At 73.9% G+C, this 17731-nt stretch carries 13 protein-coding genes and 1 pseudogene; 7 read left to right on the top strand and 7 right to left on the bottom strand.

Going from position 1 to position 17731, the window contains the following annotated elements:
• The first annotated feature begins 72 nt into the window (after positions 1-72).
• Entirely contained in the window at positions 73-1587 is a 1515-nt protein-coding gene (locus tag ACWEVP_RS46515) for an MDR family MFS transporter (protein ID WP_452069021.1), read from the top strand.
• Here ACWEVP_RS46515 and ACWEVP_RS46510 read toward each other — a convergent pair.
• The 3 genes from ACWEVP_RS46510 to ACWEVP_RS46500 all read right to left on the bottom strand — a co-directional run bounded on the left by ACWEVP_RS46510 (position 1584) and on the right by ACWEVP_RS46500 (position 4958).
• Positions 1584-3539 carry a HelD family protein gene (locus ACWEVP_RS46510; protein ID WP_452069020.1) on the bottom strand — a complete coding sequence of 652 codons (1956 nt, stop codon included), beginning with the start codon at positions 3537-3539 and terminating at the stop codon, positions 1584-1586. The genes ACWEVP_RS46515 and ACWEVP_RS46510 overlap by 4 nt on opposite strands.
• Positions 3540-3603: 64 nt before the next feature.
• Entirely contained in the window at positions 3604-4485 is an 882-nt protein-coding gene (locus ACWEVP_RS46505; protein ID WP_452069019.1) for a TIGR03854 family LLM class F420-dependent oxidoreductase, read from the bottom strand.
• Positions 4486-4520: 35 nt separating this feature from the next.
• Positions 4521-4958: a MarR family winged helix-turn-helix transcriptional regulator gene (locus ACWEVP_RS46500; RefSeq protein WP_372672490.1), complete on the bottom strand. Its 438-nt coding sequence runs from the start codon at positions 4956-4958 to the stop codon at positions 4521-4523.
• Between the two features lie 79 nt (positions 4959-5037).
• Here ACWEVP_RS46500 and ACWEVP_RS46495 point away from each other — a divergent pair, with 79 nt between their 5' ends.
• Together ACWEVP_RS46495 and ACWEVP_RS46490 are read left to right on the top strand one after the other, a co-directional pair.
• Positions 5038-5415: a DUF5313 domain-containing protein gene (locus ACWEVP_RS46495; protein WP_452069041.1), complete on the top strand. Its 378-nt coding sequence runs from the start codon at positions 5038-5040 to the stop codon at positions 5413-5415.
• Between the two features lie 16 nt (positions 5416-5431).
• The gene (locus ACWEVP_RS46490; RefSeq protein WP_452069018.1) at positions 5432-6367 is read left to right on the top strand and encodes an RluA family pseudouridine synthase; all 936 of its coding nucleotides are present in this window, start codon (positions 5432-5434) and stop codon (positions 6365-6367) included.
• A 19-nt stretch (positions 6368-6386) separates the two neighbouring features.
• Here ACWEVP_RS46490 and ACWEVP_RS46485 read toward each other — a convergent pair whose 3' ends face one another.
• On the bottom strand, positions 6387-7232 hold the full coding sequence (locus ACWEVP_RS46485; protein ID WP_452069017.1) for an LLM class flavin-dependent oxidoreductase: 846 nt from the start codon (positions 7230-7232) through the stop codon (positions 6387-6389).
• A 92-nt stretch (positions 7233-7324) separates the two neighbouring features.
• Between ACWEVP_RS46485 and ACWEVP_RS46480 the strand changes: the two genes are divergently transcribed.
• The gene (locus ACWEVP_RS46480) at positions 7325-8227 is read left to right on the top strand and encodes a LysR family transcriptional regulator (protein ID WP_452069016.1); all 903 of its coding nucleotides are present in this window, start codon (positions 7325-7327) and stop codon (positions 8225-8227) included.
• Here the strand turns inward: ACWEVP_RS46480 and ACWEVP_RS46475 are convergent.
• Complete coding sequence (locus ACWEVP_RS46475; RefSeq protein WP_452069015.1) at positions 8193-9071, bottom strand: alpha/beta fold hydrolase; 879 nt, start codon at positions 9069-9071, stop codon at positions 8193-8195. The two genes, ACWEVP_RS46480 and ACWEVP_RS46475, sit on opposite strands and share 35 nt — an antisense overlap.
• A gap of 111 nt (positions 9072-9182) precedes the next feature.
• On the opposite strand from ACWEVP_RS46475, the gene ACWEVP_RS46470 reads away from it, so the two are divergent.
• Entirely contained in the window at positions 9183-11105 is a 1923-nt protein-coding gene (locus tag ACWEVP_RS46470; RefSeq protein ID WP_452069014.1) for a BTAD domain-containing putative transcriptional regulator, read from the top strand.
• A gap of 75 nt (positions 11106-11180) precedes the next feature.
• Here the strand turns inward: ACWEVP_RS46470 and ACWEVP_RS46465 are convergent, their stop codons facing one another.
• On the bottom strand, positions 11181-12149 hold the full coding sequence (locus ACWEVP_RS46465; protein WP_452069013.1) for a helix-turn-helix transcriptional regulator: 969 nt from the start codon (positions 12147-12149) through the stop codon (positions 11181-11183).
• A 173-nt stretch (positions 12150-12322) separates the two neighbouring features.
• Here ACWEVP_RS46465 and ACWEVP_RS46460 point away from each other — a divergent pair, with 173 nt between their 5' ends.
• Positions 12323-15736, top strand: a complete 3414-nt coding sequence (locus ACWEVP_RS46460; RefSeq protein ID WP_452069012.1) for a S8 family serine peptidase — start codon at positions 12323-12325, stop codon at positions 15734-15736.
• Positions 15737-15824: 88 nt separating this feature from the next.
• Here the strand turns inward: ACWEVP_RS46460 and ACWEVP_RS46455 are convergent.
• Positions 15825-16705: pseudogene (locus ACWEVP_RS46455) on the bottom strand (aldo/keto reductase family oxidoreductase).
• Between the two features lie 94 nt (positions 16706-16799).
• Between ACWEVP_RS46455 and ACWEVP_RS46450 the strand changes: the two are divergent.
• Positions 16800-17654 (top strand): LysR family transcriptional regulator, encoded by an 855-nt coding sequence (locus ACWEVP_RS46450; RefSeq protein ID WP_452069011.1) that lies wholly within the window; start codon positions 16800-16802, stop codon positions 17652-17654.
• Positions 17655-17731 lie beyond the last annotated feature (77 nt).

The raw sequence follows: 17731 nt of genomic DNA, 5'->3' as shown, positions 1-17731 counted from the left end.
GACCCCGGTGGAATGCTTAGGACAGCAAAGTAGTTGACCCCGGTCATGACCCTCCCGAGGAGCAGCCCGCCGATGACGACCGACGCCGCCACCAGCGCGAAAGGGGTCGGCTTCCGGTCCGACCGCGGCCCGGTGCTGGTCGCGGTCATGCTCAGCACGGCGCTCGTCGCGCTGGACAGCACGATCATCGCGACCGCCGTCCCGTCCGTGGTGCGCGACCTCGGCGGGTTTTCGCAGTTCCCGTGGCTGTTCTCGATCTACCTGCTCACCCAGGCGGTCACCGTCCCGCTCTACGGCAAGTTCGCCGACGTCCTCGGCCGGCGCCCGGTGATGTTCTTCGGGATCGCGGCGTTCCTCGTCGGCTCGGTGCTCTGCGGCGCCGCGTGGAGCATGCCGGTGCTGATCGCGGCGCGCGCGGTGCAGGGCATCGGCGCCGGGGCCATCCAGCCGATGTCGATGACGATCATCGGCGACCTGTACACCGTGGAGGAGCGCGCCCGGGTGCAGGGCTACGTCGCGAGCGTCTGGGGCATCGCGTCGGTGGTCGGCCCGACGCTCGGCGGCGTGTTCGCGGAGTACCTGGACTGGCGCTGGATCTTCTTCATCAACCTGCCGCTCGGCGCGATCGCCGCGTTCATGCTGCACCGCAACTTCGCCGAGAAGGTCGAGCGCAAGGCCCACAAGGTCGACTACCCGGGTGCGGCGCTGCTGACGACCGGCTGCTCGCTGGTGATCCTGGGCCTGCTCGAAGGCGGCGTCGCGTGGGCGTGGGGCTCGGTGCCGAGCGTGGCGATCTTCGCCGCGGGCGCGGCGCTGCTCGTGACGTTCGTGCTGGTCGAGAAGCGCGCCGCCGAGCCGGTGCTGCCGCTGTGGGTGTTCACCCGCCGGATCCTGGTGGGCGGCAACCTGCTGGCCGTGGTGGTCGGCGCGGTCCTGATGGGGCTGACGTCGTACCTGCCGACCTACGCCCAGGGCGTCCTCGGCGCGGGCGCGCTGGTCGCCGGGTTCGCGGTGGCCGCGCTGACGGTCGGGTGGCCGATCTCGGCGTCGCTGGCCGGCAAGATCTACCTGCGCATCGGCTTCCGCGACACGGCCTTGATCGGCACGGTGTTCGTCGTCGGCGGCGGCGTCCTGGTGGCGTCGCTGGACGCGTCGTCGTCGATCTGGGCGGCGGCGCTGGCGGCGTTCGTCCTGGGGCTGGGCCTGGGCCTGACGTCGAGCCCGACGCTGGTGGCGGTCCAGTCGGTGGTCGGCTGGGACCGCCGCGGCGTGGTGACGGCGACGAACCTGTTCAGCAGGTCACTGGGCAGCGCGGTCGGCGCGGCGGTCTTCGGCGCGATCGCCAACGCGACCTTGGCCTCGCGGTTCGCTTCTCCGCCACCGGAGGTCGCGGGCAAGCTGCCGCCGTCGGTGGACGCGACGAGCCTCGTCCTGGGCGGCCACACGGACTCCCCCGTGGCGAGGTTCGTGCGAGGAGCGTTGGCGGAGGCGACGCACTACGTGTTCGTCGGCCTGCTGGTCGTCGCGGTGGTTTCGGTGGTGGCGCTGCTGCTCATGCCGCGCAAGACCGAACAGCTGGAGTTCTAGGCGTCCCGGACGGCCAGCGAACGCAGTTCCGGCGGCACCGGGCCCGGGTGCACGACGCCGAGTCCGCGCGTGGCCCGCGTCATCGCCACGTACAGGCCCGCCGGCCCGGCCGCCAGGATGGCCGCCGGGTCCGCGACCACGACCTGGTCGAACTCCAGGCCCTTCGCTTCCGCCGGGGTCAGCAGCACGACGTCGTCGGTGAGGTCCGGTGGCACCGGAAGCGCCAGCGCGGCCGCGAGGTCCGCCGTCCGCGGCGCGATGATCGCCAGCTTGCCACTCGCGTGCCCCGCGGCCAGCGCGGCGAGCGTGCCGGGCACGTCCGTGGTTTCGACGCGCCACGGCGTCTCACCGCTCTCCCGCACCGACCGCGGCGGCCGCAGCCCCGGGCGGTGCGCGGCGAGCAGCCCGGCCGCGACCGCCATGATCTCGGCCGGGGTGCGGTAGTTGACGGTGAGCTCGGCGAGCCGGTGCGGCCGGGGTACGCGGTCCCACGACACCGCGCCCGCCGCGGTCCCGGTCTGCGCCAGGTCCCCGACGACGGTCATCGACCGCGACGGGCAGCGCCGCGCGAGCATCCGCCAGTCCATTTCGGACAGTTCCTGGGCCTCGTCGACCACCACGTGCCCGAACACCGGCACGCTCTCGCCGACCAGCGCGGCGACCTCGTCGAGCAACGGGACGTCCGCGGCGCTCCACGGGCCCGCGACGACGTCCGCCGGGGTCAGCGGCGGCCACAGCCCGTCGAGCACGTCCCGGACGCCCGCGTCCCCGAGCAGGGCCGTCCGGACGGCTTCCCGGTCCCCCTCGTCCAGCAGCGAACGCGGGCTGTCGTCCTCGGGGCCGAGCACCACGCCCGCACCGGCCAGCGCGCGGAGATCGGCGTCGCTCAGCCGGCCGTCGGCGCTGCCGCCGTCGAGTGCCTCGCCGGTCTCGGTGAACACGACCGCCTCCATGCGGTCGACCAGCTCCCCCGCCAGCGTGCCCACGACCTCGTGGTGGAACACCAGCCGCGCCGGGTTGTGCGGCAGCCCGGTCTCCCGCGCCTTCCGGACGGCGCGGCGGATCACCGCCGGCTCCAGGCGCAGCACTTGCCGCTCGAACTCGACGTCGACCGGCTCCCCGGGCACCCGGACCGTCGCGCGCACCCGCCCGGCGAGCTCCGCCGCCATTCCCGCGCGGCCCTTGCGGACGGCTTCGCCTGCCGAGTCCGCCGCGCTCACGACGACGCCGGGGACGAGGTCGGGCACGGTCGCGGTCACCACGCGGTCCTCGCCGAGCCCCGGCAGGACCTGGCCGATGTAGTCGAGGAACACCCGGCTGGGGCCGACGACGAGGACGCCGCGGGTCCGCAGGTGCGCGTGGGTGTAGAGCAGGTAGGCGACCCGGTGCAGGGCGACGGCCGTCTTGCCGGTGCCGGGGCCGCCCTGCACGACGAGCACGCCCCGCGCGCCGTCGCGGACGATCCGGTCCTGCTCGGCCCGCAGGGTCGTGACGACGTCCCGCATGCGCCCGGTGCGCTCGGCCGTCACCGCGGCGAGCAGCGCCGCCTCGCCGACGAGGCCGTCCGCGGGCGCGTCGGGGTCGAGCAGCTCGTCGTCCAGGGCGACGACGGTCCGCCCGCGCGTGGTGATCCGGCGCCGGCGCACGACGTCGCCGGGTTCGGCGGCGGTGGCGGTGTAGAAGGGCCGGCCGGCCGGGGCGCGCCAGTCGACCAGCAGGGCCTCGTCGGCGTCGAACAGCCCGAGGCGTCCGATGTAGACCCGCCGGCCACCGGTGAGGTCGAGCCGTCCGAAGCACAGCCCGTGCTCGGCCGCGGTCAGCCGCGTCAGCTCCGCGCGCCACACGTCCGCCGCGTGCCCGCGGGCGAGGGCGGCGGCCGCTTCGCCGCGCAACGCGTCGAGGCGGGCGTAGAGGGTGGTCAGGCGGTCCTGCTCGGCGGCGAGTTCACGCATGCCGACGAGGGTGCCCGCGAACTCGCGAGAAGTGCAGTCTTGTTCTTCTCGACAGCCTCAGCCGTCAGTTCTGGAGCGGCACCAGCTCGGCCTGGAACTTCTCCAGGAAGTCCTCGAAGTCCCCGTGCCCGGGCCTGATCACGAACTTCGACAGCCCGGCTTCGATGTGCTGCTCCACCAGCCTGCGCGCCTCGGCCCAGCTCGTCGCCACGAGGTCGGTCACCGGCACGCCCGGATTGCGCCGGGCCGCCGCGGCCACCAGCTCGCCGGGCACGCCGTGCTCCGCCACCGCCAGGCTCAGCCCGAAGTGGTCCTCCTCGATTTCGCGCCCCGCCTCGGCCGCGGCCGCTTGGATCGCCAGACGGGCGTCGCGCGCCTGGGCCGGGGTGAGGAAGCTGCCCAGCCAGCCGTCCGCCAGGCGGCCCGTCCGCCGCAGGGCCGCCGGGGCGGAGCCGCCCAGCCAGACGTCGAGACGCTTCGCCGGACGCGGGCCCAGCGACACCTCCGACACCTGGAAGAACTCGCCGTCGAAGGACACTTCGTCCTCTTCGAGGAGGCGGCGCAGCAAGATCAGGGATTCGTCGAACACCGCCGCGCGGCGGCCCGGCGGCACCGGGAACAGGTCGTGTTCCGCCTTCCGGGCCGGACGCAGCCCGAACACCGGCAGGACCCGCTTCGGTGCCAGCCCGGCCAGTGTCAGCAGCTGCTTGGCGACCAGCACCGGGTGCCGCCCGGGCAGGATCGCGACGCCGGTCCCGACCTTGAGGTGCGAAGTCCGCCCGAGCGCGTGCGCCATGCCGATCATCGGGTCGACCTCGGGCGAGTAGACCAGCTCGGACAGCCACAGCGAGTCGACGCCGGCGTCCTCGAGCCGCCGGGCCAGCCCGGCGAATTCAGCCGGCCCGGTCCCCGCCGCCGGTGCGACGCCCAGCCTGATCTTCAGCACACCGTGCTCAACCCCGCGCGGCGGCGGGGCATTCCTCAGGCCGTGGCGTCGATGACCCGGGTCAGGACGCCGTGCAGCGCCTCCAGCTCGGCGACGTCCATCCCGAGCGTCTCGACCACCTTGTACGGGATCTTCTCGGCCTCGGCGCGCAGCGCGCGGCCCTTCCCGGTCAGCTCGACCGTCAGCTGCCGCTCGTCCTCGCGGCTGCGGCTCCGCGTCACATAGCCGAGCGCCTCGACCCGCTTGAGCAGCGGGGACAGCGTCGCCGGCTCGTGGCGCAACGTCGTACCCAGGTCCTTCACCGACCGAGGCGAGCGCTCCCACAACGCGAGCATCACGAGGTACTGCGGGTGGGTCAGGCCGTACGGCTCCAGCAGCGGCCGGTAGATCGCGATCACGCTGCGCGAAGCCACCGACAGCGCGAAGCACACTTGCCGGTCCAGCTTCAGCGGGTCCTCACCCAGGTCGATCATGGCGCGATCCTAACGTGGCCCACGAGACAGTTAGTACACTAACCATTAGTGTACTCTAGAACCCATGGAACGACCTGGTCTGCTCCGCCGGCTCGGCTACGCGGTCGGCGTCAAACTCCCGGCCCGCTACAACGACTGGGCCCTGCACGACGCGACCTCGAAGCACTGGCGGGCCCGGTACGTGCTCCAGCGGTCGGTCGGCATCGTGCCGCTGTGCGCGGTCTGGCTGTTGCTGCCCGGCTCGATCTGGCTGCGGCTGTCCCTGGTCCTCATGGCCGCGCTCGTGGCGTACTTCTACTCCTGCGCGTACATGGAGGAGAGCGTCGAGCACCGGCTGGGCCGCCAGGGCTTCCCGCACCACACCGGCCGCCGCATCCGCGCCGAGGCCGCCGAAGCGAAGAACGCCGAGGCGACCGCCCGCTACCTCGCGCGCTACCGGACGCCGTCGGAGGGTTAGCTACAGTCGGGGGACGATGAGACGCAAGCTCCGGCCCCCGATCCCGCCCCGCCACGGGCTCGAGCCCGCCCGGCTGAAACTGCCCGACGGCGAGTGGCCGACCCTGCTGGCGCACCTCGTCGACCGGCTGCCGCGGGTGACCCCGGACCGCATCGAGCAGATGCTGCGCGAGGACCGCATCCACGGCTCCGACGGCCCGCTCGGCGTCGACACCCCGTACGCGCCCGGCTCGTTCATCTGGTTCCACCGCGACCTGCCGGACGAGGTGCCGGTGCCGTTCGAGATCGGTGTCGTGCACCGCGACGAGCACCTGCTGGTCGTCGACAAGCCGCACTTCCTGGCGACGATCCCGCGCGGGCAGCACATCCTCGAAACGGCGCTGGTGCGGCTGCGCCGGGACCTCGACCTGCCGCAGCTGTCCCCCGCCCACCGCCTCGACCGCGTCACCGCCGGGCTGGTGATGTTCGTGATCACGCCGGAGCTGCGCGGGAAGTACCAGACGCTCTTCCGCGACCGGAAGGTCCACAAGGAGTACGAGGCGATCGCGCCCTTCGATCCCGCTTTGGAGCTGCCGCGGACCGTGCGCAGCCGGATCGTCAAGGAACGCGGGGTGCTCGCCGCGCGCGAGGAGCCGGGCGAGCCGAACGCCGAGACGTACGTGGAGCTGGCCGGGCACCGCGACGGCCTGGGCCGCTACCGGCTGGTGCCCTCGACCGGCCGGACGCACCAGCTGCGCGTGCACCTGAGCGGCCTGGGCATCCCGATCCTCGGCGACGACTTCTACCCGACGCTGCGCGAAAAGCCCCTGGGGGACTTCACGAAACCCCTGCAGCTGCTGGCGCGGGCGGTGGCGTTCGACGACCCGGTGACCGGGACGCCCCGCCGGTTCACCAGCGGGCTGCGCTTGACCGCCTGGGACGACCTCGCCGCGTGGGCGGCGCCCCCGGCGTGACCCGGGGACGCCGCGGGGCTCAGGTCACGAGGTCGAGGGTCGCGCTCCGCTCGTTGAGGGGGCTGACCACCAGGTCGGTCACGCCGGCGTCCTCGTAGCGCTTGAGCGCGTCGGTGATCGCCGTCTCGTCCCCGATGACGACCGTGTCGGCCGGCCCGGTCAATCCGGCGCGGCCCAGCGAAGCGCGGTACGCGGGCAGCTGCCCCACCGCGGTGAGCCGCTCGGCCAGCTCCGCTCGCGCGTGGCCGGGATCCGGGCTCAGCAAGGTGATCAGCTGCGCCACGACGCGCGCGCCGGGGGCGGTGCGCGGGGTGATCGACTCGGCGATCATCCGCGGCGTCGCCCAGGTGACGACCACCCCGTCGGCGAGGTCGGCGGCCAGTTCGAGCATGCGGGGCCCCAGCGCCGACAGCAGCAGGGCGGGGGCCGGGGCGGTGATGTCGAGCCGGGTGTCGACGGTGAAGAACTCGCCCTCGAACCGGACCGGTTCGCCGTGCAGGAGCGGCCGCAGGATCGTCAGGTACTCGCGGGTGTGCCGCAGCGGGGATGTGTAGCCGAGGCCGAGCTGCTCGCGGATGTACCAGGCGTGGCTCGGGCCGACGCCCAGGACCACCCCGCCCGCGGCGGCCTGGAGGGTGAGGGCCTCGGCCGCCGTGGTGACCGGGTGGCGCGGGTAGGTGGCGACGATCGCCGTCCCGATCTCCGGCGGGCGACGGCGCAGGGAAGCGAGCAGGGTGAGCGGATCCCAGCCCGCGGGCTGCTGGTTGGTCCAGAACCCGGTGAAGCCGCGGTCGGCGGCGTCGGCCGCCGCGGCCGCCACCTCGGCGGGAGAAGAAGGCTCGATCAGAGCGGTACCGATGTGCATGGACCGATTCCAGCTGCCGGGACGCCCGGGAACCAGACCCACCTAGACTGTTCAGCGATCACTTTTCGTCATCGTGAGGGCGGGGACCAGCCGTGGAGTTGCGCGCGTTGCGGTACTTCGTGACGGTCGCCGAGGAACTGCACTTCGGCCGGGCGGCCGAGCGGCTCGACATCGTGCAGCCGGCGGTGAGCCACCAGATCGCCCGGCTCGAGCGCGACCTCGGCACGCGGCTGCTCGACCGGTCGCCCCGGCACGTCCGGCTCACCCCGGCCGGCGAGCGGGTGCTCGCGGCGGCCCGGGACACGCTCGCCGCGGCGGCGCGCGTCCGCGTCGTCGCCGGCGAGCCCGCCGCCCGGGTGCGGATCGGCGTCACCCCCGGGGTGACCGCACGGCTGGAACGGGCCGCGGAACTCCTGCGCGAGGGCGAGCGGCCGGCCGAAGCGTCGCTGGTGGACCTGCCGGTACCGGCCCGGCTGGCGGCCGTCCGCGCCGGAGAGCTGGACCTCGCGCTGGTGCGCGGGCCGGTGGACCCGACCGGGCTCCGCGTCGTGCGGGCGTGGTCGGAACCCCTCCTCGCCGTGGTGTCCGACGGGCACCCGCTGGCGGAGCGGACCGGCGTGACGCTCGACGAGCTTGAGAGCACCCCGCTGCGCTTGCCCGCCCACGACGAGGACCCGGCCCTGCACGACGCGGTCATCTCGGCGCTGCGGCGGGCGGGCAGCACGGCGGGGGCCCGCTCGGAGGGCTCGATCCTCACGATCCTCATCGAAATCGGCGCCGGGCAGAACGCGTGGACGCTGCTGCCCGCCGAACAGCTGACGGGGTTCGCCGCGCGCCGGGTCCGCGCCGTGCCACTCGATCCGCCGCTGAGCGTCGACGGCCACATCGTCGCCTCGCTGAAGACCCCGGACGTCTGCGTGTCGTCGTTCGTGCGCGCCTTCGCCGACGCGCCCTCGCGGCTCAGCGGGCCAGCAGGTCCCGGATCGCGGCCGTGATTTCGCCGGGTGCCTCCTCGGCCATGAAGTGCCCGGCCCGGGTCAGCCGGTGGTCCAGGTCGGGCGCCCACGCCTTCCAGACGCCGGCGGCGTCGTAGCCCAGCTGCGCGCCCCAGTCCTGCTGGACGACCGTCACCGGCATGGCCAGCTGCGAGCCGGCGTCGAGATCGGCCTGGTCGTGGTCGACGTCGATGCCGGCCGAAGCGCGGTAGTCCGCGACGATCGACGGCACCGCGGCGGCGCTCGCCCGCAGGTACTCCGCCCGCACCTCGGCGGCGATCGCCGCCGGGTCGCCGGCCCACGCGTCGAGGAAGGAGCCGAAGAACGCGTCCGCGCTGTTCGCGATCATCGTCTCGGGCAGGCCGGGCGGCTGGGCCATGAGAAAGAGGTGGTAGCCGACCGCCGCCGGGACGCCGTGCAGGACGTGCCACATGTCGAGCGTCGGCACCACGTCGAGGATGCCCAGGTGAGTAACGGACTCCGGGTGGTCCAAGCCCGCGCGGAACGCGACCAGGGCACCCCGGTCGTGCCCGACGAGGGCGAAGCGTTCGTGGCCGAGCGCCGCCGCCAGCGCCACCACGTCGGCGGCCATGGTGCGCTTGGCGTACACGCTGCGGTCGTCGGCGGGCGGCTTGTCGCTGGCGCCGTAGCCCCGCAGGTCGGGGCAGATCACCGTGTGGTCGGCGGCGAGGCGCTCGGCGACGTGCCGCCACATCAGGTGGGTCTGCGGGAAGCCGTGCAGCAGCACGACCGGGTCGCCGCCGCCGCCGACGGCGGCCGCCAGTTCGATGCCGCCGGCACCGGGCAGGCGGAGGTGGTCGAACCCGGGAATGGTGAGTGTCATCGAGGGCCGTCTTTCTGCTGGGGGAATCCGACCCGGTCAGCTTCGGCGGCACCGATCAGCAACCGATCAGTACGAGGAGCGCGCTCCGGGCGCGGCCGCGATGATGGCGGCATGCGGATCGACGTGCTGGGCGCCGTGCGGGCGCTGCGCGACGACGGGAGCCCGGTGGACCTGGGCGGGCCCCGCCATCGCGAAGTGCTCGCCCGGCTCGTCGCGGCCGAGGGGCGGCTGGTCACCACCGACACGCTCGTCGGCGACCTGTGGGCCGACCCGCCCGCTCGGGCGGTGGGTGCGCTGCGCACGTTCGTCGCCGCCCTGCGCCGCGCGCTCGAACCCGGCCGGCCGCCGCGCACCCCGCCCCGGGTGATCGTCACCGAAGGCCCCGGCTACGCGCTGCGGCTGCCGCGCGAGGACGTGGACGTCCACCGGTTCGAGGACGCCCTGGACCGAACGCGGCGGGCTCCCGGCGCCGTGACCGACCTGAGCGCGGCACTCGCGGCCTGGCGGGGAACCGCTTACGCCGATGTGCCGGACTCCGCGTGGGCCCAGCGCGAGCGAACCCGGCTGGAGGAGCTGAGGCTGACGGCCGTCGAGCTGCGCGCCCGCGTGCTGCTCGACGCGGGCGAGGGCGCTGAGCTCGTGGCCGAACTCGGCGCCCACGTCGCGGAACACCCGTGGCGCGAGCCGGCCTGGGGGCTGCTGGCCCGCGCCCTGCACCGCGCCGGACGCCAGGCCGACGCGCTGGCGACCCTCCGCCGCGCTCGCGCGATGCTCGTCGACCAGCTCGGGCTCGACCCCGGGGCCGAGCTCCGGCGGCTGGAGACCGAAATCCTGACCGGCACCGAAACCGGGGCGGGGAACGGGACCGCCTGGCCGGCGGCCGGGGCCCGGTTCGGCCCGCGCACCACCGTGGATCTGGCGCGCACGCTCGCACTCGCGGGAGGCGACGCCCTCGTCCACTCGCGACGCGACCGCCTCACCGCGATCCAGGCGGCCGAACGCACCGGCGACCTCCTCCTGACCGCGCGGATCATCGGCGCCTACGACGTGCCCGCGATCTGGAGCCGCGCCGACGACCGCGAGCAGGCACGCGCCGTCGTGGCGGCCGCCGAGCGCACGCTCACCGCCCTCGGCCCCGGCGGCCCGCCCGACCTGGAAGCCCGGCTCCTGGCCACGATCGCCGTCGAGAGCCGCAGCGGCGACCTCACCGCCGCCGAGCGCGCACGCGCACGGCAGGCCGCCGGGGAGGCCGAAGCACGGGCCCGCGCTCTCGGCGATCCCGCGGTGCTGGCCTTCGCGCTCAACGGGGTGTTCCTGCAGTCCTTCCACCGTCCCGGGCTGGCGATGGTCCGGGACCGGATCGGCGCCGAGATCCTCGACGTGGCCACGCGGCACGAGCTGCGGGCCTTCGCGGTCCTCGGCCGGCTCGTCCGCCTGCAGTCCGCTTCGGCGCTCGGCGACCTCGACACCGCGGCCGCGCACGCCGGCGCGGCCGACCGGCTCGCCGCCACCGCCGAATCGCCGTTGGTCCCGGTCCTCACGGCGTGGTTCCGCGCCCGGGCGACGGCCGCCCGCGACCCGGCCCCCGCCACGGCCGCCGCCTTGTACCGCGCCGCCGAGGACGCCCTCCGGACGGCGGGGATGCCGGGCCTGCACCGCGGCCTGTTCGCGGTGGCGCTGCTCGGGTTGCGCCTGCTGCACGACCGGGCCGCACCGGCCGACCCGCACCTCGACTGGGGTCCGTACCGCCCGTGGACCCAGCCCCACGTGCTGCTCGCCCGCGGGGAACGGGAAGCGGCCCGCGTCGCCCTCGCCGACGCGCCCGAACCTCCGCGCGACCACCTGCAGGAGGCGATGTGGTGCCTGACCGCCCGCGCCGCGGTCCGCCTCGGCGAGCGCGGCATCGCGGCCGCCGCCGCGGAAGCCCTGCGCGACGCAGCGGCGGAACACGCCGGCGCGGCGAGCGGGATGCTGACCCTGGGACCGGTGGCGCGGTACCTGGCCGAAGCGGCCGCGTTCGCCGGAGCGAGCTGAGCGCCGGCGACCCGACCGCGTTCCTGTTGCGGTGAAACAACCTGCCGCCCACCGTGACAGAAGGGCAGCAGGCCCTCAGATCCAGCCGCGCCGGGTGGCCTCCATCGCGATCTGGAACCGGGTTTGCGCCCCGACCCGGGTCATGAGCTTGGTGACGTGGCGCTGGACGGTCCGCTCGCTCCAGCCCAGCGCCCGCCCGGCCGCCTTGTCGGTCGCACCGGAGGCCAGCAGCATCAGCAGCTTCGCTTCGTCCGCGGACAGCTCGCCGGGCTCGGCGGGGCCGAACCGCACCGGCACGCTGCGGGCCCAGACCGCCTCGAACAACGCGATCAGCGCGTCCAGCAGCGGGGACGGGTGGATGAGGTACGACGCGGTGAGCGCGGGGTCGCCGGGCCGCATGAGCGGGATGATCGCGAGCCGGTCGTCGGCGATCGCGAGCTTCATCGGGACGTCGCCGTCGATCCTGGCCTGCTCGCCGTGCCGCATCCCGAGCTCGATGTCGTCGATGCGCCCGGGCAGCTCGACCGCGCTCTTGTCGTAGACCACCCGGCACTTCACCCCGCGTCCGAGCAGCCCCAGCTCGACCTCGTTCGAGTCCGAGGCGCCCCGTGGCGCGGCGTACGGCGGGCGGTCGAACCCGCGCATCTGCACCCGGATGTCCTGCTGCATCCGCGCCCAGCGCTCGTTGACCTCGTCCCGGCCGGTGATCACCTCGACCAGCTCGCCGGGGTGCGCGAACCGCGTGCTCGCGCGGTACATCTCCATCAGGGTGCCGATGTGGCGGCGCGTATCGCGCAGCGCGGCCTCGCGTTCGCGCAGCACCGCCTCGATCGCCCGGTCCGGCGGGACGACGACGTAGCGTGCCGGCCGGCCGGCGTCCTGCGTCGCCAGGCCCAGCCCGGCGAGCGTCCGCACCGCGCGCCGCGTCACCGGCAGCGGGCGGTGGGCGTCCCCGGCGAGTTCGACGACCGTCGCCCGGGTGCGCCGGACCAGCGCGTCGTAGATCGCTTCTTCGGCGTCACCGAGCCCGATCGGTTCCAGCACCCGCCGTCCCTCCCCTGTCGGGTTCCCGCCACCTGGCGGGAATTCGCCGCCTCGGTGAGCTTGTCATGTGTTGATCACTCATGCACCGTTTTGACGTCGACGGCGCGCAACCTCACTCGGGGCGCGCCGTCTCGCTTGTCCGCCGGAACCTGACGGAGCGAAGGAGTCTCCCCATGTCCCTGTCCGCCTCGCGGACCCGCGGCCGCCGGTTGGCACTGGCGGTGCTCGTCGCCGCCGGGTCGCTCGGCGCCCTGCCGGCGACGGCCGCCGCCGCACCGGACGCGCCTGCCGCCGCGCACCACAAGATCGCCAAGGAACTGCTCGACCGGATCGCCGGTGCCCGGTCCGGTCCGGGCACGCGGTTCGAGGCGGTGGTCGTGCTGAAGGACCGGGGCCTCGCGCCGTCCTCCCCGGACGCGGCGCGCCGGACGCTCACCGACTCGGCGAAGGCCATGCAGGCCCCGGTCACCGACCTGGTCGGCGCCCGCCGCGACCAGGTGGTGAACACCTTCTGGCTCAAGAACATGGTGCTCGTCCGGGCCACCCCGGCCACCTTGGACGCCGTCGCCGCGCTGCCGCTGGTCGACCGCGTCATCCCCAACTTCACGCTGAAGACGCCGACCGAGCCGCAGCGGAAGCAAGCCAAGGCCGAGGCGGACGCGGCCGTCGCGTGGGGCGTGTCGAAGATCGGCGCCGACCGGGTCCAGGCCGGCGGCACCACCGGCACCGGCGTGCGGGTGGCGATCCTCGACACCGGCATCGACACCGCCCACCCCGACCTCGCGGGCAAGCTCGTCAGCGCCGACCCGGCGAACCCGGAGCACCCCGGTGGCTGGCTCGAGTTCGCCGCCGACGGCTCGCCGGTCCACTCCACGCCCCACGACAGCTCCTACCACGGCACCCACGTGGCGGGCACCATCGCGGGCGGGCACAGCTCGGGCACGCAGATCGGCGTCGCCCCGGGCGCGGAGCTGATGGCCGGCCTCGTCATCCCGGGCGGCTCCGGCACGCTGGCGCAGGTGATCGCCGGGATGCAGTGGGCGATCGCGCCGTACGACGCCGACGGCAAACCCGCGGGCAAGCCCGCGAACGTCGTGAGCATGTCGCTCGGCGAAGAGGGCTACAGCAGCGAGATGGTCGAGCCCGCCCGCAACATCCACCTCGCGGGCGCCTTTCCGGCCTTCGCCATCGGCAACGACTGCGTCCCCGGCGGTTCGGCGGCGCCCGGCAACGTCTTCGAGTCGACCGGCGTCGGCGCGACGGACGACGGCGACAACGTGCCGGACTTCTCGTGCGGTGGTGTCGTGCGGAAGAAGGACTGGGTGGACGCCCCGGCGAGCTGGCCGGACAGCTATGTCGTGCCCGACCTCTCCGCGCCGGGCGTGGACGTGCTGTCCTCACTGCCCGGCGGCGAGTACGGGCTGCTGAGCGGCACGTCGATGGCGACCCCGCACGTCTCGGGCACGGTCGCGCTGATGCTGCAGGCGAACCCGAAGCTGACCCCGGACGAGACCCTGGACATCCTCACCGGCACGGCGTTCTTCGACGACCGCTACGGCGCGCGGCCGAACACCCGCTTCGGCGCGGGCCGGATCGACGCGGCCGCCGCCGTCGCCGAGGCACGGCTCGCGAGCGGCATCACCGGCACGGTGACCGCGTCCGGGAAACCCTTGGCGAAGACCACGATCACGGACGCGTCCACCGGCCGGTCCTACACCAGTGACGGCGAGGGGCACTTCAAGATCCGCGTGCCCGCCGGCGCCTACGACCTCACCCTGTCCCGGTTCGGGTACCGCGACGAGCGGGTGCGGGCCGTGGTGGCCACCGGGAAGCAGACGGCGGTGCGCGTCGCGCTGAAAGCGACCCCGCGGGGCACGATCAGCGGCCGCGTCACCTACGGGCCGACCGGCTCGACGGTGCCCGGCGCGACGGTCCGGGTGCTCGACGTGCTCGACGAGCTCACCGCCGTCTCGGACGGGAACGGCGGCTACACCGTCCAGGACGTGCCCGAGGGCACCTACCAGGTGGCGGCTTCGGCGGCCGGAATCTCGGCCACGGTCCCGCGTCAGGTCGTCGTGACCGGCGGCCACCGGCCCGCCGCGGCCGACTTCGCGCTCCCGCGGCCACCCGCGACGCAGCGGGTCTCGATGACCCGGGACGGCGGGCAGATCCGGGCCCACACCTTCTGGCCGGCCATGAGCGGCGACGGCGGGGTGATCGCGTTCGCCAGTGATTCCGCCGAGCTCGCGCCCGGCGACACCAACGACGACATGGACGTCTTCGCGCGGGACGGGCGCACCGGCGCGATCGAACGGATCACGGTGGCCTCGGACGGCACCGGGGCGAACGCGTGGTCGCTCAGCCCGACCGTCAGCCCCGACGGACGGTACATCGGCTTCCTCAGCGGCGCGACGAACCTGGTGCCGGGCGACGCCAACGGGATCCCCGACTCGTTCGCCCACGACCGCCGGACGGGCGCGACCGAGCTGATTTCGGTGTCGTCGGACGAGAAGCAGGCCGACGGGTTGTCCGGGCAGCCGGTGTTCAGCACCGACGGCCGCTACGCCGTCTTCCTCAGCCAGGCCACGAACCTGGTGAAGGGAGACACGAACGGCAAGCAGGACATCTTCCTGCGCGACCGCGTGGCCGGGACCACCGAACTCGTCTCGGCGGGGTTCGGCGGCGCCCCCGCGGACGGTGACTCGCTCGAGCCGAGCGTCAGCGCCGACGGCCGGTTCGTCGCGTTCGAAAGCGGCGCGGAAAACCTCGTGCCCGGCGGCGGCAACGACCACCGCGACGTGTTCGTCCGCGACCGCGAGACCGGGACCACGGAGGCGATCCCGGCGCCCGACGGGGCGGCGGCGACGCAGCCGTCGATCAGCGCGGACGGCCGGAAGGTGGCCTACGTGATCAGCCCGGCCGACGGGCCCTCGCAGGTCTACCTCTACGACCGGCAGACGCACGCGAACACGCTGGTGTCGCAGGCGGCGAGCGGGACCGGCGGGGCCGATTCCTACACGGCGAGCCCGAGGATCAGCGGCGACGGGACCGCGGTCGCGTTCTTCAGCTTCGCCGGCAACCTCGTGCCCGGCGACGGCGACGCCGCGTCCGACGTGTTCGTGCGCGACCTGCGCACGGCGAAGACGGACAAGGTCTCCGGCGCGCTCGGCGGTCGGGAAGGCGATGCCTACAGCGACTTCCCGTCGATCAGCACCGACGGCAAGTACGTGGCGTTCGAAAGCGAGGCGACGAACCTCGTCGAGGACGACACGAACGGGCGCTCGGACATCTTCGTCCGCGACCGGGCTCCCGGGCCGGCGCCGCGCTTCGCCGTGGCCGACCTCCGCACCGACGAAGGCCACGGGTGGTCGCCCGCCCGGGTCACCGCGTCGGTGAAGGACGTCGGGGAGAAGGCCGGCGAGTACCAGGCGGTGCTGTGGGTCGACGGCGTGGTCGCCGCCGAACGGCCGGTGCCGGTGTGGCCGGGCCGGACCGCGTGCGTCACGTTCGAGCTGCCGAACCTGGCCCGCGGTACGCACACCGTGCGGCTCGGCCCGCTCACCGGTTCGGTGACCGTGCGCCGCTGAGCGCGCCCCGGCCGGGAGGGTGGCAGGCCCTCCCGGCCGGGATCGCACGAACGGGTGGGTCCCGATCCGCCGGCGGGGACATCGCGCGTCACGGCCGGCCGACCCGGTCCAGCACGGCCAGGTCGTCGGCGGAAAGGGTGGTTGCCGCGCCTGCGATGTTCTCGGTCAAGTGCGCGAGCGACGAGGTGCGGGGATGAGCAGGATGTTGGGCGCCCGGTGCAGCAGCCAGGCCAGTGCCACCGACATCGGTGTCGTGCCCAGCCGCGTGGCAACGGCCGACAGCGTCGAGGACTGCAGCGGGCTGAACCCGCCGAGCGGGAAGAACGGCACGTAGGCGATGCCGTCGCTCGCGAGGGCGTCGATCAGCTCGTCGTCGTGGCGGTGGGCGAGGTTGTAGGCGTTCTGCACGCACACGATCGGCGCGATCGCCCGCGCTTCGGCGACCTGTTCCGCCGTGGCGTTGGAAACGCCGAGGTGCCGGATCACTCCATCACGCTGGAGCTCGACCAGGGTCTCGAACGCCTCGGCGAGCGAGCCGGGTTGCGGCCCCTGCGCGTTGCCGAGGCGGAGGTTGACGACGTCCAGCCGCTCGACGCCGAGGGTCTCCAGGTTTTCGTGAACCGCCCGGCGCAGCTCGGCCGGCTGCCGCGCCGGGGGCCAGCCGCCCTGTGCGTCGCGGCGCGCGCCGACCTTGGTCACGATGTGCAGCTCCGCGGGGTAGGGGTGCAGCGCCTCGCGGATCAGCTCGTTGGTGACGTGCGGGCCGTAGGCGCCCGAGGTGTCGATGTGGGTGATGCCGAGGTCGGCGGCCGTGCGCAGGACGGCGAGCGCGCCTCCGCGATCGGCGGGCGGGCCCATGACCCCGGGGCCGGCCAGCTGCATGGCGCCGTAGCCGAACCGGGTCACGGTCAGCTCGCCCAGGGACCAGGTGCCCCCGGGCAGGGAAAGTGCGAGGTGATCGGTGCTCATGCCGTCGATCCTCACCCGCTGCCGGGCGGGGCGGCCAACACCGATCCGGTGCACTGTGATACTCGCGAGGTATCACAGCGGGCTACGCTGTGGCATGGACACTGTGGAGACCCGCGAGCTGCGGTACTTCATCGCCGTCGCCGACGAACTGCACTTCGGCCGGGCCGCCGAGCGCCTCGGCATCGCCCAGCCCCCGTTGTCCCGGGCGATCCAGCAGCTCGAGCGGCGTCTCGGCGTCACGTTGCTGGAGCGCAACCGCCGCGGGGTCTCGCTGACCGGCGCCGGGGAAATCCTGCTGCAGGAGGGCCGGGTGGCGCTCGACGCGACGGCAGCCGCGGTCCGGCGCACCCGCCGCGCCGGCGGCCAGGACGGCTCCCGGGACCGGCTGGTGCTGGCGGTGAAGGCCGGCGCGTTCCACGAACTGCTGAACAAACTCCTCGACGCCTACGCGGCCGAGCCCGGCGCCGCCGAGATCGAGGTCCTGCCGAGCGGAACGTGCGAACAGGAGGAGATGCTGCGCGACGGCCGCGCCGACGTGGCGCTCATGCACACGCCGTTCAACTCGCTGACCGGGTTCGACAGCGTCGCACTGATGACGGAGGCGCAGGTGGCGATCCTGCCCGCCGGACACCGCCTGGCCCAGCGGAAGACGTTGTCCTTGAAAGAGATCGCGGACGTTCCCGGCCTTCCGCTCGCCCGCTGGGCCGGCAACGGCACCTACCGGCCCGGCCCGGGCCCCGAAATCCACGACCAGACGCAGCTGGCCCAGCTGATCGCCCTCGGCCGCACCGCGGCGGTTTTTCCCGAGTCCGCCCGCACGTGGCTGTGGGAGGAGCACGCTGCCGTTCCGCTGAGTGACGCTCCGCCGGTCACGACCCACATCGTCTGGCCGGCGCACAGCCGGTCTCGCACCCTCGCCGAACTGATCCGGACAGCCTCACGCCTGTGACGGCACCAGCGGACAATCTATGAGACATCTTGACTCATAGATCCGCGAGCGTGCAGGATCGAAGTATGAGACAATCT

It is taken from the genome of Amycolatopsis sp. NPDC003865 (genome assembly GCF_053605345.1).
This window is presented reverse-complemented; position numbering and strand designations above follow the sequence as displayed.

Bases quoted from the DNA above. Each gene is read 5' to 3' on its own strand.
- ACWEVP_RS46515 (WP_452069021.1), top strand. From the start codon at position 73: ATGACGACCGACGCCGCCACCAGCGCGAAAGGGGTCGGCTTCCGGTCC.
- ACWEVP_RS46510 (WP_452069020.1), bottom strand. From the start codon at position 3,539: ATGCGTGAACTCGCCGCCGAGCAGGACCGCCTGACCACCCTCTACGCC.
- ACWEVP_RS46500 (WP_372672490.1), bottom strand. From the start codon at position 4,958: ATGATCGACCTGGGTGAGGACCCGCTGAAGCTGGACCGGCAAGTGTGC.
- ACWEVP_RS46490 (WP_452069018.1), top strand. From the start codon at position 5,432: ATGAGACGCAAGCTCCGGCCCCCGATCCCGCCCCGCCACGGGCTCGAG.
- ACWEVP_RS46485 (WP_452069017.1), bottom strand. From the start codon at position 7,232: ATGCACATCGGTACCGCTCTGATCGAGCCTTCTTCTCCCGCCGAGGTG.
- ACWEVP_RS46475 (WP_452069015.1), bottom strand. From the start codon at position 9,071: ATGACACTCACCATTCCCGGGTTCGACCACCTCCGCCTGCCCGGTGCC.
- ACWEVP_RS46470 (WP_452069014.1), top strand. From the start codon at position 9,183: ATGCGGATCGACGTGCTGGGCGCCGTGCGGGCGCTGCGCGACGACGGG.
- ACWEVP_RS46460 (WP_452069012.1), top strand. From the start codon at position 12,323: ATGTCCCTGTCCGCCTCGCGGACCCGCGGCCGCCGGTTGGCACTGGCG.
- ACWEVP_RS46450 (WP_452069011.1), top strand. From the start codon at position 16,800: ATGGACACTGTGGAGACCCGCGAGCTGCGGTACTTCATCGCCGTCGCC.